The organism is Rugamonas fusca (genome assembly GCF_014042365.1).
In the GTDB taxonomy this organism is placed as follows: domain Bacteria; phylum Pseudomonadota; class Gammaproteobacteria; order Burkholderiales; family Burkholderiaceae_D; genus Rugamonas; species Rugamonas fusca.
The window spans coordinates 56,745-72,379 of the sequence record NZ_JACEZS010000024.1 but is presented as its reverse complement, the minus strand read 5'-3'; the positions used below and the strand labels follow the sequence as shown (position 1 = coordinate 72,379).

Below are 15,635 nucleotides of genomic sequence, written 5' to 3'. Positions count from 1 at the left end.
CATGGCCCTGGCCGGCGGCACGGCGCACGCCCGCACCACGGAGCGCGCCAAGCAGAAGGCGGCGGCCGAGGCCGAGCGCGCCGGCTTGCAGCAAAAGCTCAGCGCCCTCAAGCGCGACATCAGCAAGACGGAGTCGGCCAAGGATGACGCGGCCGACACCCTGGCCGAGTCCGAGCAAGCCATTTCCGACGCCAACCGCACGCTGCGCGACCTGACGGCCGAGCAGGCCGCCACCAACGACAAGCTGGCCCGCCTGTCGGTCGAGCACGACCGGCTGGTGGTGACGGTCGAGCAGCAAAAGCAGCAGCTGTCCCGGCTGCTGCGCCAGCAGTACGTGGCGGGCAATGAGGATCGCATCAAGTTATTGTTGTCAGGTGACAACCCCAACCGCATCAACCGCGACTTGCAGATGCTGGCCTATGTGTCGCAGGCACAAGCCCGTCTGCTGGACGCGTTGCGGGCCAATCTGAAGGCGGTGGAAGCCAACCAGGCCGAGGCGCAGAACGCCAAGGACGAGCTGGCTGAGATCGCGGCAGAGGAATTACAGCAAAAAGCCTTGCTGGAGCAGGAAAAAGGCCGCCGTGCGGCCTTGCTGGCCACGCTGTCCAAGCGGCTGGCGGCCCAGCGCAAGGAAGCGGGCAACGTCGAGCGCGACGAGCAGCGCATGGCCGGCCTGGTCGACAAGCTGTCGCGCCTGATCAAGGAACAGGCCGAGGCCGCCGCCGCCGAGCAGCGCCGCCAGCAGGCACTGGCCGCCGCCCGCGCCGCCAAGGCCAAGGCCGAGGCCGAAGCGAAGGCCCAGGCGCTGGCCAAGGCCCGCGCGGCCGAGGCCGAGGCACGCGCCGAACGCGAACGGCTGGCCAAGGCGGGCAAGACCGGCGCCGCCAAGTTGCCGCCAGCACCCGTCAAGCCACCCGTCAAGCCCGAACCGATAGTTGTGGACGAACCCAAGGTGGCCCAGCAGCCCAAGCCGGAACCGAAGGACGAGTCTTCCACGCCCCCAGCCGCCAAGCCGGCCGATATTGCCCTGGCACCGGCCGCGCCGGCCGGCGCGTTCGAAGCCTTGAAAGGCCAGTTGCGCGCGCCCGTGGCCGGCAAGCTGGCCGCCAAATTCGGCGCCAAGCGGGGCGACGGCCCCAGCTGGAAGGGCGTGTTCATCCGCGCCACCGAAGGGGCGGACATCCACGCCATCGCCGCCGGCCGCGTGGTGTTCGCGGAATGGCTGCGCGGTTTCGGCAACCTCATCATCGTTGACCACGGCGGCCAGTACATGAGCATCTACGGCAATAACCAGTCGCTGCTCAAACGGGCCGGCGACATCGTCAAGGCGGGCGACGCCATCGCCAGCGCCGGAAACAGCGGCGGTAACGAAGAATCAGGTTTATACTTCGAGCTTCGCCACCAGGGCCGTCCGTTCGATCCGGCTGGCTGGGTCAGGTTCTAGCGTTTTCAGCCGTTTTAGTCCGCCGTTATCGGCCGCAGAGGTTTCATGGGCAACAAAGTCAAGAGTTTCGGCCTGATCGGCCTGGGCATGGTGGCCGGCATCACGGCTTCCCTGCAGTTTTCCGCCATCGCCCAAAAGGCCGGCGTGTCGCCCCTGCCGCTGGAAGAGCTGCGCCAGTTGTCGGACGTGTTCAGCCTGATCAAGTCCGACTACGTGGAAAGCGTGGACGACAAGAAGCTGCTGACGGAAGCCATTTCCGGCATGGTGTCCTCGCTCGACCCCCATTCCGTCTACCTGGACAAGAAGGCGTTCAATGAAATGCGCGAGACGGTGGCCGGCAAGTTCGTCGGCATCGGCATCGAAGTGGGCATGGAAGACGGCTACATCAAGGTGGTGTCGCCGATCGAGGACACGCCCGCGTTCAAGGCCGGCATCAAGGCCGGCGACCTGATCACGCGCATCGACGGCAACCCGATCAAGGGCCTGACGCTGGAGGAAGCCGTCAAGAAGATGCGCGGCGAGCCCCATTCCAAGGTGGTGCTCAACATCACCCGCAAGGAACTGGACAAGCCGCTCACGCTGACCATCGTGCGCGAGGAAATCCGGGTCCAGAGCGTCAAGGCCAAGATGATCGAACCCGGCTACGCGTGGGTGCGCATCTCGCAGTTCCAGGAACCGACCGTGGAAGACATGGCCAGGAAGATCGGCGCCCTGTACGCCCAGGACCCGCACATCAAGGGCATGGTGCTGGACCTGCGCAACGATCCGGGCGGCGTGGTGCCGGGCGCGATCGGCGTGTCGGCCGCCTTCCTGCCCAAGGACGCCGTGATCGTCTCCACCAACGGCCAGCTGCTCGAATCGAAACAGACTTTCTACGGCCGCCGCGAGTTCTACGCCGGCCGCAATGGCGGCGACCCGCTGGCCAAGCTGCCGCCCGCGCTCAAGGACGTGCCGCTGGTGGTGCTGGTCAACGGCGGCTCGGCCTCGGCTTCGGAGATCGTGGCCGGCGCACTGCAGGATTACAAGCGCGCCATCATCATGGGTTCGCAAACCTTCGGCAAAGGCTCGGTGCAGACGCTGCGCCAGCTGACGGCCGATACCGCCGTCAAGCTGACCACGGCCCGCTACTACACCCCGCACAACCGCTCGATCCAGGCCAAGGGCATCGTGCCTGACCTGCTGGTCGATGAAACGGCCGATGGCGATGGCCTGAACGGCTTGCGCGTGCGCGAGGCCGACCTGCAAAAGCACCTGGGCAGCGACGACGGCCAGGATGGCGCTGCGGGCGCGGTGGCCCGCGCCGACAAGCGCGACGAGCTGGAAGAGGAGCAGCGCCTGCTGGCCGCGGCCCGCAAGCAAAAGCCGTTCGAGTACGGCTCCAGGGACGACTTCCAGCTGGCGCAGGCCCTGAACCACTTCAAGGGCTTGCCCGTCAAGCTGGCCAAGGCCGAAGGCGCGGCCGTGGCTGATGCGAAAGCGGAAGCCAAGCCGGCCGCCAAGTCCGACACCAGGGCGGAAGCCATCCCGGCCGTCAAGGCGGACGTCAAGACCGACGCCAAGGCGGACTCCAAACCCGACACCAAGCCGACTCCGACCAAAAAATAAGCGGCCGGCGCCCCAGTGCCGGTCCAGTCCCCCACCGATGAACGACTCGCAACTGCTGCGCTACTCGCGCCACATCCTCCTCGACGAAATCGGCATTGAAGGCCAGACGGCCCTGCTGCAGGCGCACGCGCTGGTGATCGGCGCCGGCGGCCTCGGTTCGCCGGCCGCCATGTATTTGGCCTCGTCCGGCGTGGGCAAGCTGACCCTGGTCGACAACGACACGGTGGACCTGACCAACCTGCAGCGCCAGATCGCCCATACGACGGCGCGCGTGGGCCAGCCCAAGGCCACCTCGGCGCAGCTGACGCTGGAACAGATCAATCCCGAAATCGTCATCGAGGCGCTGGTCGAGCGGGTGGACGACGCCCGCCTGGCCGAACTGGTGGCGGCGGCCGACGTGGTGCTCGACTGCACCGACAACTTCGCCACCCGCCATGCCGTCAACCGTGCCTGCGTGGCCCACAACAAGCCGCTGGTGTCGGGCGCCGTGATCCGCTTCGACGGCCAGGTCAGCGTGTTCGATCCGCGCGGCGGCGCGCAGCCGTGCTACTCCTGCCTGTTCCCGCAGGATCAGAAATTCGAGGACGTGGCCTGTTCCACCATGGGCGTGTTCGCGCCACTGGTGGGCGTGGTGGGCGCCATGCAGGCGGCCGAAGCGCTCAAGCTGATCATGGGCATTGGCCAGTCGCTGGCCGGCCGCCTGCTGCTGCTCGACGGCCTGCACATGGAGTGGACCAGCATCGCCGTGGCCCGCAACGCCGACTGCCCCGTGTGCGCCGGGCGCCAGCCGCCGCCCGCATAACGCTGCGACAAAGCGCATCATCAAAACGCATCGACATAATTGATGCGAGACGACGTTCCATCCCTTCCCCAAAAAACGGAGACCCCCACGATGCTGAACCGCCTTTCCCTGTTATCCCTGGCCCTGGCCGCCGCGTTCGGCGCGTCCGCCCATGCCGCCAGCACCACCCAATACCTGATCATCGCCGAAAACGGCAAGCAGATCGGCCAGCAGGTGGTGCAGCACGAAGACGATGGCCTGACCAAGGTGCGCTTCAGCTACAAGGACAATGGCCGCGGCCCGGAACTGGAGGAGCAGTTCCGCGTGGGCGCGGACGGCACCATGACCGAATACACGGTCAAGGGCAGTTCCACCTTCGGCAACGCCGTCAATGAACACTTCGAGCGCAAGGGCGACCAGGCGCAATGGAAGGCCACCTCCGAGCAAGGCAGCAAGAGCGTCAGCGGTCCGGCCGCCTACCTGCCGCTGAACAGCTCCTTCGAAGTGGTGTCGGCCAATATCGCCGCGCTGGCCGCCACGGCCGACGGCAAGCTGCCGTTGCTGCCGTCCGGCACCCTGAGCCAGCGCGTGCTCGACACGGTGGAAGTGACGGGCGACGACGCGGCCCACCCGCAAACCCAGACCGTGCAGCTGGTCGCGCAGACGGGCGTCGGCCTGTCGCCGTCGTTCTACTGGGCCACCACGGGCGCCAAGCCGCGCCTGTTCGGCGTCGTCATTCCCGGTTTCGCCACCATGCTGGAGCAGGGCTGGCAGCACAACGGCGCGGCGCTGGCCACGCGCCAGAAGGCGGCCGAGAGCAAGATGCTGGCCGACGTGGCGGCCCAGCTCCAGCATCCGCTGACCGGCCTGACCGTGGTGCGCAACGCGCGCGTGTTCGACAGCGAGAAGGCCACCGTGGATGCGCCGTCCGACGTGTACGTGCTGCGCGGCCGCATCACGGCCGTGCTGCCGGCGGGCGCGCCCGTGCGCGGTGCCGTCAACCAGATCGACGCAGGGGGGCGCATCATGCTGCCCGGCCTGTTCGACATGCACGGCCACGTGGACCGCTGGTCCGGCGCGCTGAACCTGGCGGCTGGCGTGACCAGCGTGCGCGACATGGGCAACGACAACGCCCAGTTGCAGCAGATGCTAGACGAAACCGTCGCCGGCAAGCTGCTGGCGCCGCAAGTGGTGCCGGCCGGTTTCCTGGAAGGGGAAAGCCCCTATTCGGCCAATGGCGGATTTGTCATCAAGGATCTGGCGCAGGCGAAGAACGCCATTGACTGGTATGCCGAACATGGCTACCCGCAGCTCAAGATCTACAACTCGTTCCCGAAGGCGATCCTGAAGGAGACGGTGGCCTATGCCCACAGCCGCGGCATGCGCGTGTCGGGCCACATTCCGGCCGGGCTGCGCGCGCAGCAGGCGCTGGACGCGGGCTACGACGAGATCCAGCACATCAACCAGGTGCTGCTGAACTTCCTCGTCACGCCGACCACGGAAACGCGCACGCTGGAGCGCTTCACGCTGCCGGCCGAAAAAGTGGCGGGGCTGGATTTCAATTCCAGGCCGGTCAGGGACTACGTGGCCGAACTGGCGAAAAAGCAGATTTCCATCGACCCCACGCTGTCGGCGTTTGCCTTCCTCAAGCAGCGCGACGGCGACATGAGCGAGCCGTTCGGCCCCATCGCCGAGCACATGCCGCCGGACGTCAAGCGCGGTTTCTCGGTCGGCACCATGAAGATCGCGGACGACGCCAGCTACCAGCGTTACCAGAAGTCCTATGACAAGATGGTGCAGTTCGTCGGCATCCTGTACCGCGCCGGCGTGCCCATCGTGGCTGGCACGGATGATCTGGCCGGCTTCACGCTGCAATCGGAACTGCAATTGCTGGTCAAGGCCGGCCTCACCCCGGCCCAGGCGCTGCAGGTGGCCACCCGCAACGGCGCCCGCTACACGCGCACCAGCAATGAACGTGGCAGCATCGTGCCCGGCAAGCTGGCCGACCTGGTGCTGGTCGATGGCGATCCGACCAAGGACATCGCCGACGTGCGCAAGGTGGCCGCCGTCATCACGCGCGGCTACCTGATCTACCCGCGCGAGATCGACACCGCGCTGGGCATCGCGCCGTTCGTGCAGGAGCAGCCGGCCGTGCAGGCGCTGGCGCCCGTGTCCACCAACCATGCCTCGGCCGGCGGCAACGACGGCGCCCGCGCCCGCATCGAAGCGCTGGCGCGCCAGCGCGACTGAGGCGGCGCCGCGATATGGAGGCCATCCTCTAAGAAGTTGTTTCAAAATGACCATGGCTAGGCCTGGCGCCGAAGACAGTGCGCCTGCACGGCAAGGCGCCACAACGACGCCATGGGCTGTTTGAAATGACTTCTAATAGGGCTTTAAGGGTGGCTGGTGCATAATCGCCGGGGCGGCTTTGCTGGCCGCGCCGGTTCGGCCTTATACTCAGCATTCTTTTCAAATATTTAACCTACATTTGCCGGTCCAATGAAAAAACAGTCCATCCCCCGCCGCGCCGCGCGTGGCTTTACGCTGATCGAAATCATGGTGGTGGTGGTCATCATGGGTGTGCTGGCCGCGCTGGTCGTGCCCAAGCTGCTCAGCCGCACGGGCGAATCGAAGATCGCCGCGGCCAAGGTCGATATCGCCACCGTGATGCAGGCGCTCAAGCTCTACAAGCTCGATAACCAGCGCTACCCGACCACGGAACAGGGCCTGCAGGCGCTGCTGACCAAGCCCACCGCCGGCCCGGCCGCCAATGGCTGGAAAGCCGGCGGCTACCTGGAGAAGATGCCGAAAGACCCATGGGGCAATCCCTACCAGTACCTCTCGCCCGGCATCAAGGGCGAGGTGGACGTGTTCTCGCTGGGCGCCGACGGCCAGCCCGGCGGCACCGGCGACGATGCCGACATCGGTTCCTGGGACAATTAAGTCGGGCGGGAGTCATCTGTCATGCGCGCCGCGCCGCGCGGGTTCACCCTGATCGAACTGCTGGTGGTGATGGTCATCCTGGGCGTCACGCTGGGGCTGGTGTCGCTCAACGCCATGCCCAGCCGCCAGCAGGGCATGCAGCAGGAAGCCCAGCGTATCGCCTTGCTGCTGCAACTGGCGCGGGACGAGGCCATCGTGCGTAACCGCCTGATCGCGTTCGAGGCGGAGCCGGACCGCTACCGCTTCCTGGTCCGCAATGAGCAGCAATGGCAAACCGTCACCGGCGACGACCTGTTGCGCGAGCGCGAATTCAAGCACGCCCCCATCACGTTGCTGCTGGATCCGCCGTCCACCACGCCCGGCGCCAGCCTGCGCATCACGTTCGGCCGCGAGCCGGTCGACAAACCGTTCGTGCTGACGCTGGCCAGTGACAGCGGCACGGTCGCCATCCGCGCCGACGGCATTGGCCACTTCACGGTCGACTGATCCATGGCCCGCATCCTGTCATTCCCCGTCCGGCGCCAGCGCGGCTTCACGCTGCTGGAAGTGCTGGTGGCCCTGGTCATCGTCGGCACGGCGCTGGGCGCCTCGCTGCGCGCCGTGGGCAGCCTGACCCAGAACAGCAATGGCCTGCGCAGCGCCATGATGGCCACCTGGTCGGCCGAAAACCGGCTGGTGCAGATCCGCCTGGCCCGCACCTTCCCGGCCGTGGGCAAGCAGAGCTTCGACTGTCCGCAGGGCGACCTGCAGCTGGTATGCCAGGAGGAGGTGATCGCCAGCCCCAATCCGCGCCTGCGCCGGGTCGAGGTGAGCGTGGTGGACCAGAACAATCCCGAGCGCCGCATCATCAAGCTGGTGCAACTGGTGCTGAACCAATGACGACGCGCCGCCATTCGCCGCGCATGCGCGGCTTCACCCTGATCGAGCTGCTGGTGGCCATTTCCATCCTGGCCATCGTGGCCGTGCTGGGCTGGCGCGGGCTCGATGGCATCATCCGTTCGCGCCAGGCGCTGACGGCGCAGATGGAGCAGACCCGCGGCATGCAGCTGGCGTTCGCGCAGATGCAGAGCGATTGCGAAAACCTGGCGCCCACCACGCTGTTGCACGGCCGCGCCAACCTGCTGGCCGAAACGGATCGCCTGACGCTGGTGCGCACGGTGCTGACGGAAGATGAGCCATCGCGCTTGCAAGTGGTGTCCTACCGCGTGCGTGACGGCGTGCTGTTGCGGCGCGAATCGTCCGCCACCCGCGACCTGGCGCAGCTCGACATGCTGTGGCAGGGCGCGCGCAGCGACACCGATCCGGCGCCGGCCGTCCCCCTGCAATCGGGCCTGAACGGCATGACCATGCGCCTGTGGCTAAACGGCAGCTGGCGTCCGGCCACCAGCGTCTCGTTGCCGGCCACGGGCCAGCAGCAAGTGGTCATTGGACAGGGCGGCGCGGCTGGCCAGGGCGGCGCCTCCGCGCCAAGCGGCGGCGGGGCATCGGGACCGAATCCGTCCACCGCAACGCAGGTCACGGCCCCGCTGTCCAATAACGCGCCGACCGGGCTGGAAGTATCGCTGCAGTTGCCCGGCATGCCGACGGCGCTGGTCAAGATTTTCCTGCTGGGGGCCGTATGATGGCGCGCAGTTTGCGACAGCTGCGGCGACAACCGCGGCGCCAGCGCGGCGTGGCCGTGGTCACGGCGCTGTTGCTGACCACGCTGGCCGTGACCATCGTGGCCAGCCTGTTCTGGCAGGTGCAGGTGCAGGTGCGTTCGATGGAGAACCAGCGCCTGCAACTGCAAACGCGCTGGATCCTGCGCGGTGCGCTGGACTGGGCGCGCCTGATCCTGCGCCAGGATGGCATGACCGGGGGGAAAACCACCACGCTGGACGGCGTGTGGGCCACGCCACTGGCCGAGACCCGGCTGGACCAGTACGTGGAACGGGAGCGGGTGGAAGGAGAAAACTTCAATGCCACGCTGTCGGGCCAGATGACGGACGCCCAGTCGCGTTACAATCTGGCCAATCTTGCCGCCAGCCGGGCGCCGGTGGCAGAGCAGGTGGCCGTGTTCCAGCGCCTGCTGACGGTGTTGCAGCTCGACGGCTCGCTGGCCCAGGCCGTGGCCGACGAGGTGGCGCGCACGCAGCAACCGGCTCCGCAAGGCCAGGCCGCGCCGAACGCGCTGCCGGTGCGCGCCGGCACGGAACCGATGGAATTGATGCGGGCCGAGGACTTGCTGGCGGTGGCCGGCTTCACGCCGCAGGCGATCGAGCGCCTGCGCGATTTTGTGATCGTGCTGCCCACGCAAACGGCCATCAACGTCAACACGGCGCCGGTGGAATTATTGGCGGCGCTGCCGGAGAATTATTCGATGGCCGAGGCGGCGGCCTTGGCCTATCAGCGCAAGCAGGCACCGTTTAACCAACTGTCCGAATACACGGGCAAATTGTACGGCAAGCAGGTGAGCGCGAAGGTGAAGACCGATGTCAGGAGTGATTTCTTCCTGGTGTTGAGCAAGGTGCGTCTGGACCGCGCCAACCTGGACGCGCAGGCGCTGATTCAGCGCGAGAGCAGTGGGAATTACAAGACAGACCTGGTCTGGATACGGCAAAACTGAGATGGCGAAACACGAAAGCGAGCTCCTTTGACTACCCTATTTATCCGCTATCCGGCCAAGGCCAGCATCGACAGCGGCGCGGCCCAGGCTTGCCCGTTCGCGCTGGTGGGCGACGGCGGCAACGTGCTGCAGCAGGGCGCGTCCCCGCTGGGCAGCCTGGCCGACATGGTGGCCTCCGCGCGGCGCGTGACGCTGTTGCTGGCCGCGCCGGACGTGACCTTGCTGCGCGTGAGCGTGCCGCCGCTGTCGCCGGCGCGCCTGAAGGCGGCCCTGCCGGCGCTGGTGGAAGAACACATCCTCGGTGACCCGGCCGATTGCGTGCTGGCCGTGGGCCCGGCGCAAGATGGCGGCGCTGAACGCACGGTGGCCGTGGCGCAGCGCGCCTGGCTGGAGGTGCTGGTCAAGGCCTTGCAGGCGCAGGGTGCGCACAGTATTGCGCTGCTGCCGGCCCAATTATGCCTGCCGCTGCAGCCGGGCGCCGTGTCGGCCGCGCTGTGCACCACGGACGGTGGCAGCGAACTGACGCTGCGCCAGTCGCAGACGGATGGCCTGGGCCTGGCCCTGCCGGCCCAGCCCGAAGCCGTGCTGCAAACGCTGCGTGCGCTGGCGGGCGACTCGCCCGTCACGCTGTACCTGCCCGGCGCCGAACTGCGCCGCTACGAGACGCTGGCCGCCAGCCAGCCCGCCGGGCAAGCCACCATCACGCTGCAGGAAGACCAGTGGGCGCACTGGATCGCCGCCGCCCGCACGGCCGCGCCGGACCTGGCCGCCGCCGTGGGCGCCAGCGGCACGGCGGCGCGCCAGTGGCAGCGCTGGCGCTGGCCGCTGCGGCTGGCCGTGCTGGCGCTGGCCGTCAACGTGGCGGGCATGAATATCGAATGGCTGCGCATGAAGCGCGAGGCGGGCCAGGTGCACCAGACTATCCAGCAGATCTTCAAGGCGGCGTACCCGAATGAATCCATGCTCGATCCGGTCGCCCAGATGCGCCAGCACATCGCGGCCGCCCAGGCCGACAATGGCGCGCTGGCCGGTGATGAATTCGGCGCGCTGAGCGCGGCCTTTGGTGAAGCGCTGGGCAGCCTGCCGAACAAGAACATCGTGGCCTCGCTCGAATACCGCGAACGCGCGCTGCAAGTGAAAATCAAACCCAATACGGTGGATGCCGCCGCCATGGGCCAGATCCGTGCGGCCCTGGCCGCGCGCAAGCTGGACTTGTCGGAAGCGGCGCCCGGCGTGTGGAAGATCCGCGTCGGCACCGGGAGCAAGGCATGAGCACATTGAAAACGACGCTGGCCCAGTACCGCGCCGGCGCGGAGCAGTTCTGGCAGGCGCGCACGGAACAGGAGCGCAAGTTCCTGGCCGTGGGCGGGGCCGTGGTGGGCGTGGCGCTGGCCTACGCGGTGCTGGTGGCGCCGGCTATGGAAGGGCGCGTGAAACTGCGCAAGGAACTGCCCCAGTTGCACCAGCAGGAGGCGCAATTGCAGGCGCTGGCGTTGCAGGCTTCCGCGCTCAAGGGGCAGGCCAGGGTGGCGCCGCCGCCCATGACGCGTGACAGCCTGACGGCCAGCCTGGCGGCGCGCAGCCTGACGGCGCAGTCGGTCGCCATCACGGGCGAGTACGCGCGGCTGCAACTGAATAACGTGTCCTTTCCCGGCCTGATGGACTGGCTGGCCACGCTGCGCCGCGATGGCCATATCACGGTGGAGGACGCCGTGATCAACGGCCAGGCCACGGCGGGCCAGGTGGACGCCACGCTGACGCTGCACCAGGCCGGTGGCGCGCAATGACGCGGCGCCCGTCCTCGCCCGCCATGGTGGTCCAGCCATGAAGCGCGCCGCCCTGTGGCTGCTGACGATCGCGCTCAGCGCCGTCGTCACGCTGCTGGTGTGCTTCCCGGCCAGCTGGCTGGGCGCGCTGGTGGAGCGCCAGACGGGCGGACGTTTGACGCTGGGGGACGCGCAGGGTACGCTGTGGCGCGGCTCGGCCTTTATCGGTGGCGCGGCCGGCGGCAATGGCCCCGTCACGCCGCTGCTGCCGGGACGTTTCGCGTGGCAGGTGTCGCCGCTGGCGCTCTTGGGCGCGGTGGAACTGCGGCTCGAGAACAGCGAGGCGCTGGCCCAGCCGGTGACGTTCCGCGGCGGCTGGCGCCAGTGGCAGCTCAGCCCTTCGGCCCTGCTGCTGCCGGCCGAAGGCTTGTCCGGCCTGGGCGCGCCACTGAACACGATCGCGCCGGCCGGCACCATGCGGCTGTCGTGGACGGCGCTGGAACTGGCCGTGGCCGGCGGCGCCGTCAGCGTCAACGGCCGCACCACGCTGGAGATGACGGACATGGCGTCCAAGCTGTCGGCGATCCGGCCGCTGGGCAGTTATGCGCTGGCGCTGGACTGGCATGGCCAGCAGGCGCAGCTGACCTTAAGTTCGGTCAAGGGGCCGTTGCTGCTCAGTGGCAGCGGCAGCCTCGATCAGGGCCACCTGCGGTTTTCCGGGCAGGCGCAGGCGGCCGATGGATATGAAGATACGTTGGCCAACCTGTTGAATCTGTTGGGCCAGCGCCGTGCAAACAGCGACAAGAACATCATCGCCTTAGAGTTCAACCAATGAAAAAACAGACCGTGAGCAAACCGACCTTTCCCGCGCTGCGCCGCCTGAGCGCGGGTGCGATGTTATGCTGCGCCGTGGCCGCCGCTGTGCCGCCGGCCGCATGGGCCGCCAACGATGATGCCGCGCTCAATTTCGTCGGCGCCGACATCGAATCGGTGATCAAGGCCGTGGGCCACTACACCAACATCACGTTCGTGATCGATCCGCGCGTGAAGGGCACCTTGACGCTGGTGTCGGAAAAGTCGATCAGCAAGTCGCAAGCGTTCTCGCTGCTCACCTCGGCCCTGCGCCTGCAAGGCTACGCCGTGGTCAGCGGCGACGGCTACGCCAAGGTGGTGCCGGAGGCGGAAGCGAAGTTGCAATCGGGGCCGACCCTGATCGGCACGGCGCCCAGCGCCATCAAGGGCGACCAGATCGTCAGCCAGGTGTTCCATCTGAACTATGAGTCGGCCGCCAACGTGGTGACGGTGCTGCGGCCCCTGATCTCGCCCAACAACACCATCAACGCCAACCCCGGCAACAACTCGGTCGTCATCACGGACTACGCGGACAACCTCAAGCGCCTGACCAAGATCATCGCCGCGCTGGACGCGCCGGCCGCCACCGACATGGACGTGATCCCCGTGCGCTACGCCATCGCCAGCGACCTGGCCGTCATGGTCAACAAGCTGATGGAGACCGGTTCGGGCGCCGGCGCCACGGACGCGGGCCGCGTCAGCGTGCTGGCCGACCCGCGCACCAATGCGCTGGTGCTGCGCGCGCCGTCGGCCGCGCGCGCCAACCTGGCCAAGTCCCTGATCGCCAAGCTCGATCAGCCGACGGCGGAACTGGGCAACGTGCACGTGGTCTACCTGAAGAACGCGGAGGCGACCAAACTGGCGCAGACGCTGCGCGCCGTCGTCTCGAACGACGCTTCGTCCGGCGCCACCAGCGCCACGGGCGGCGTGGCCCAGGGCAGCACGGCCAGCCAGCCCGGCCAGGCGGGGCAGGGCGGCATGGCCGGCAACAGCCAGGGCATGGGCGCCTCCAGTGGCCCCAGCAATCCGCTGCTGAGCAGCGGCACCGCGCCGCAGCAGGCCGGCTCCAATTCGGCCGGCTACATCCAGGCCGACGCGTCCACCAATACCCTGATTATCACGGCGCCCGAATCCGTGTACCGCAACCTGCGGGCCGTGATCGACCAGCTCGACGTGCGCCGGGCCCAGGTCTACATCGAATCGCTGATCGTGGAAGTCACGTCCGACAAGGCGTCCGAATTCGGCGTGCAGTGGATGGGCGCCACCGGCAACGATCGCAGCACCTACCGCGTGGGCGGACTGCAGTCCTACAACACGGGCGGCACCAACAACAACATCGCGGCATTGGCCTTGTCGCAACGGGCCGGCAGCACCACCACCAGCACCAGCACGCCCACGCTGCCCGGCGGCGGCCTGTCGATCGGCGTGTTCAAGCAGGTGGCCGGCCAACTGGGCCTGGGCGCGCTGGCGCATTCGCTGGAATCGGACGGCAACGCCAACATCCTGTCCACACCCAACATGATCACGCTCGACAACGAGCTGGCCACTATCCAGGTGGGCCAGAACGTGCCTATCCTGACGGGCCAGTTCACCACCACCGCCGGCACCAATTCGAACCCGTTCCAGACCATCGACCGCAAGGAAGTGGGCCTGACGCTGAAGGTGCGGCCGCAGATTTCCGAAGGCGGCACGATCAAGATGGCGATCTACCACGAGACCTCCAATGTCGATAAATCGACCCTGACGGCGACGGCCGGCATCACCATCAACAAGCGCGTGATCGAGAACAACGTGATCGCCGACGATGGCCAGATCATCGTGCTCGGTGGCCTGATCGAGGACACCACGGGCGACGGCACGGACAAGGTGCGCGGCCTGGGTGACATTCCCGTGCTGGGCAACCTGTTCAAGTACCAGACCCGCAGCCGCAAGAAGACCAACCTGATGATCTTCCTGCGCCCCGTGGTCATCCGCAGCAAGGAGCAGAGCGTGAGCCTGGCCACGGACCGCTACGACTACATGCGCAGCGCGCAGCAGGGCATCAAGCCGGCCGACAGCATCCTCGTCAACGACTTCGGCCAGCCCGTGCTGCCGGCGTTGACCAATGGCCGCCCCACGGGCAGCGTCACCGTGGCCCAGCCCGTGCCGCCGGCGCCCCAGCCCAAGCCCGACCAGGCGCCCGGCGCGGCCACCCCGGTGAACAACTAAGGCGGCGCCATGAGCAACCTGCTGCCTTACGCCTTCGCGCGTGACTTCATGCTGCTGGCCCATCCCAGCGACGAGGCGGAAAACACGGTCGAAGTGCTGACCTGCGGCGCCACGGCGCCGGCCGCCATCGCGGAAGTGTCGCGCCGCTTCGGCCGTATCACGCTCAAGAGCATGACGCGCGCCGACCTGGAGACGGCCATCGCCGCCGCCTACGCCAGCGCCGGCGCCAATGCCTCGCTGGTGGCCGATGAATTCGACGCGGAACTGGACCTGACCAAACTGCTGCAGGACGTGCCGGCCATCGAGGACTTGCTCGAATCGTCCGACGACGCGCCCGTGATCCGCATGATCAACGCGCTCCTGACCCAGGCCCTGCGCGACGGCGCCTCCGACATCCACATCGAGCCGTTCGAGCAAACCTCGGTGGTGCGCTTCCGCGTGGACGGCAGCCTGCGCGACATCGTCCGTCCGCGCAAAGCGATCCACGGCTCGCTGATCTCGCGTATCAAGATCATGGCGCAGCTCGACATCGCGGAAAAGCGCCTGCCGCAGGACGGCCGCATCACGCTGCGCATTGGCGGCAAGCCGGTCGACGTGCGCGTCTCAACCCTGCCCACCGGCCACGGCGAACGGGCCGTGCTGCGCCTCTTGGACAAGGAGGCGGGCCGGCTCGACCTGCAGCATCTGGGCATGAGCGACGCCATGCTGGCCCAGTTCAATGGCCTGATCAACCAGCCGCACGGCATCGTGCTGGTGACCGGCCCCACCGGCTCGGGCAAGACCACCACGCTGTACGCCGCGCTGTCGCTGCTGAACGCCTCCAGCACCAACATCATGACGGTGGAAGACCCGATCGAATACGACCTGGCCGGCGTGGGCCAGACCCAGGTCAACGCCCGCATCGACATGACCTTCGCCAAGGCCCTGCGCGCCATCCTGCGCCAGGACCCGGACGTGATCATGATCGGCGAGATCCGCGACCTGGAGACGGCGCAGATCGCCGTGCAGGCCTCGCTCACGGGCCACCTGGTGCTGGCCACGCTGCACACCAACGACGCCGCGGCCGCCGTTACCCGTCTGCTGGACATGGGGATCGAACCGTTCCTGCTGTCGTCGTCCTTGCTGGGCGTGCTGGCCCAGCGCCTGGTGCGCAAGCTGTGCCCCAGCTGCAAAACCTTCGAAGGCGGCCAGTGGCATGCCGTCGGCTGCAGCCATTGCGGCCAGACCGGCTACCAGGGCCGGGTCGGCGTGTATGAACTGCTGCAGACGACGGAGCAGATCCGCGCCCAGATCCACAACCGCGCGGCGGAAGCCGAAGTGAAGGCGGCCGCCATGGCCAGCGGCATGCGCACCATGCGCGAGGATGGCGAACGCTGGTTGCGCGAAGGCGTGACCACCCAGGCCGAACTGCTGCGCGTGACCAAGGACTAG

General features: G+C 67.5%; 14 protein-coding genes. All 14 read left to right on the top strand.

Going from position 1 to position 15,635, the window contains the following annotated elements:
- Window position 1 precedes the first annotated feature (1 nt).
- The 14 genes from H3H36_RS22070 (at window position 2) to gspE (ending at window position 15,635) form a co-directional block, all read left to right on the top strand.
- A complete protein-coding gene (locus tag H3H36_RS22070) occupies window positions 2–1,444 on the top strand; it encodes a murein hydrolase activator EnvC family protein (RefSeq protein ID WP_182220249.1) in 1,443 nt (480 codons plus the stop codon).
- A 45-nt stretch (window positions 1,445–1,489) separates the two neighbouring features.
- On the top strand, window positions 1,490–3,049 hold the full coding sequence (locus tag H3H36_RS22065; protein WP_182220231.1) for a S41 family peptidase: 1,560 nt from the start codon (window positions 1,490–1,492) through the stop codon (window positions 3,047–3,049).
- A 37-nt stretch (window positions 3,050–3,086) separates the two neighbouring features.
- Complete coding sequence (locus tag H3H36_RS22060; protein WP_182220230.1) at window positions 3,087–3,851, top strand: HesA/MoeB/ThiF family protein; 765 nt, start codon at window positions 3,087–3,089, stop codon at window positions 3,849–3,851.
- 90 nt (window positions 3,852–3,941) lie between these two features.
- Window positions 3,942–6,080, top strand: a complete 2,139-nt coding sequence (locus tag H3H36_RS22055) for an amidohydrolase family protein (protein WP_182220229.1) — start codon at window positions 3,942–3,944, stop codon at window positions 6,078–6,080.
- Between the two features lie 249 nt (window positions 6,081–6,329).
- The gene (gene gspG, locus H3H36_RS22050; RefSeq protein ID WP_182220228.1) at window positions 6,330–6,773 is read left to right on the top strand and encodes a type II secretion system major pseudopilin GspG; all 444 of its coding nucleotides are present in this window, start codon (window positions 6,330–6,332) and stop codon (window positions 6,771–6,773) included.
- 21 nt (window positions 6,774–6,794) lie between these two features.
- Window positions 6,795–7,259 (top strand): type II secretion system minor pseudopilin GspH, encoded by a 465-nt coding sequence (gene gspH, locus H3H36_RS22045; RefSeq protein WP_182220227.1) that lies wholly within the window; start codon window positions 6,795–6,797, stop codon window positions 7,257–7,259.
- Between the two features lie 3 nt (window positions 7,260–7,262).
- Entirely contained in the window at window positions 7,263–7,652 is a 390-nt protein-coding gene (gene gspI / locus H3H36_RS22040; protein ID WP_182220226.1) for a type II secretion system minor pseudopilin GspI, read from the top strand.
- Window positions 7,649–8,395 carry a PulJ/GspJ family protein gene (locus tag H3H36_RS22035; protein ID WP_182220225.1) on the top strand — a complete coding sequence of 249 codons (747 nt, stop codon included), beginning with the start codon at window positions 7,649–7,651 and terminating at the stop codon, window positions 8,393–8,395. The genes gspI and H3H36_RS22035 overlap by 4 nt, the downstream gene beginning before the upstream one ends.
- Window positions 8,392–9,378: a type II secretion system minor pseudopilin GspK gene (gene gspK, locus H3H36_RS22030; protein WP_229220046.1), complete on the top strand. Its 987-nt coding sequence runs from the start codon at window positions 8,392–8,394 to the stop codon at window positions 9,376–9,378. Before H3H36_RS22035 ends, gspK begins: the two co-directional genes overlap by 4 nt.
- A gap of 27 nt (window positions 9,379–9,405) precedes the next feature.
- Complete coding sequence (gspL, locus tag H3H36_RS22025) at window positions 9,406–10,650, top strand: type II secretion system protein GspL (protein ID WP_182220224.1); 1,245 nt, start codon at window positions 9,406–9,408, stop codon at window positions 10,648–10,650.
- Window positions 10,647–11,165, top strand: a complete 519-nt coding sequence (locus H3H36_RS22020) for a type II secretion system protein M (protein ID WP_182220223.1) — start codon at window positions 10,647–10,649, stop codon at window positions 11,163–11,165. The genes gspL and H3H36_RS22020 overlap by 4 nt, the downstream gene beginning before the upstream one ends.
- Before the next feature lie 37 nt (window positions 11,166–11,202).
- Window positions 11,203–11,979 (top strand): type II secretion system protein N, encoded by a 777-nt coding sequence (locus tag H3H36_RS22015; RefSeq protein WP_182220222.1) that lies wholly within the window; start codon window positions 11,203–11,205, stop codon window positions 11,977–11,979.
- Window positions 11,976–14,204: a type II secretion system secretin GspD gene (gene gspD / locus H3H36_RS22010; RefSeq protein ID WP_182220221.1), complete on the top strand. Its 2,229-nt coding sequence runs from the start codon at window positions 11,976–11,978 to the stop codon at window positions 14,202–14,204. The genes H3H36_RS22015 and gspD overlap by 4 nt, the downstream gene beginning before the upstream one ends.
- A gap of 9 nt (window positions 14,205–14,213) precedes the next feature.
- Window positions 14,214–15,635, top strand: a complete 1,422-nt coding sequence (gene gspE / locus H3H36_RS22005; protein WP_182220220.1) for a type II secretion system ATPase GspE — start codon at window positions 14,214–14,216, stop codon at window positions 15,633–15,635.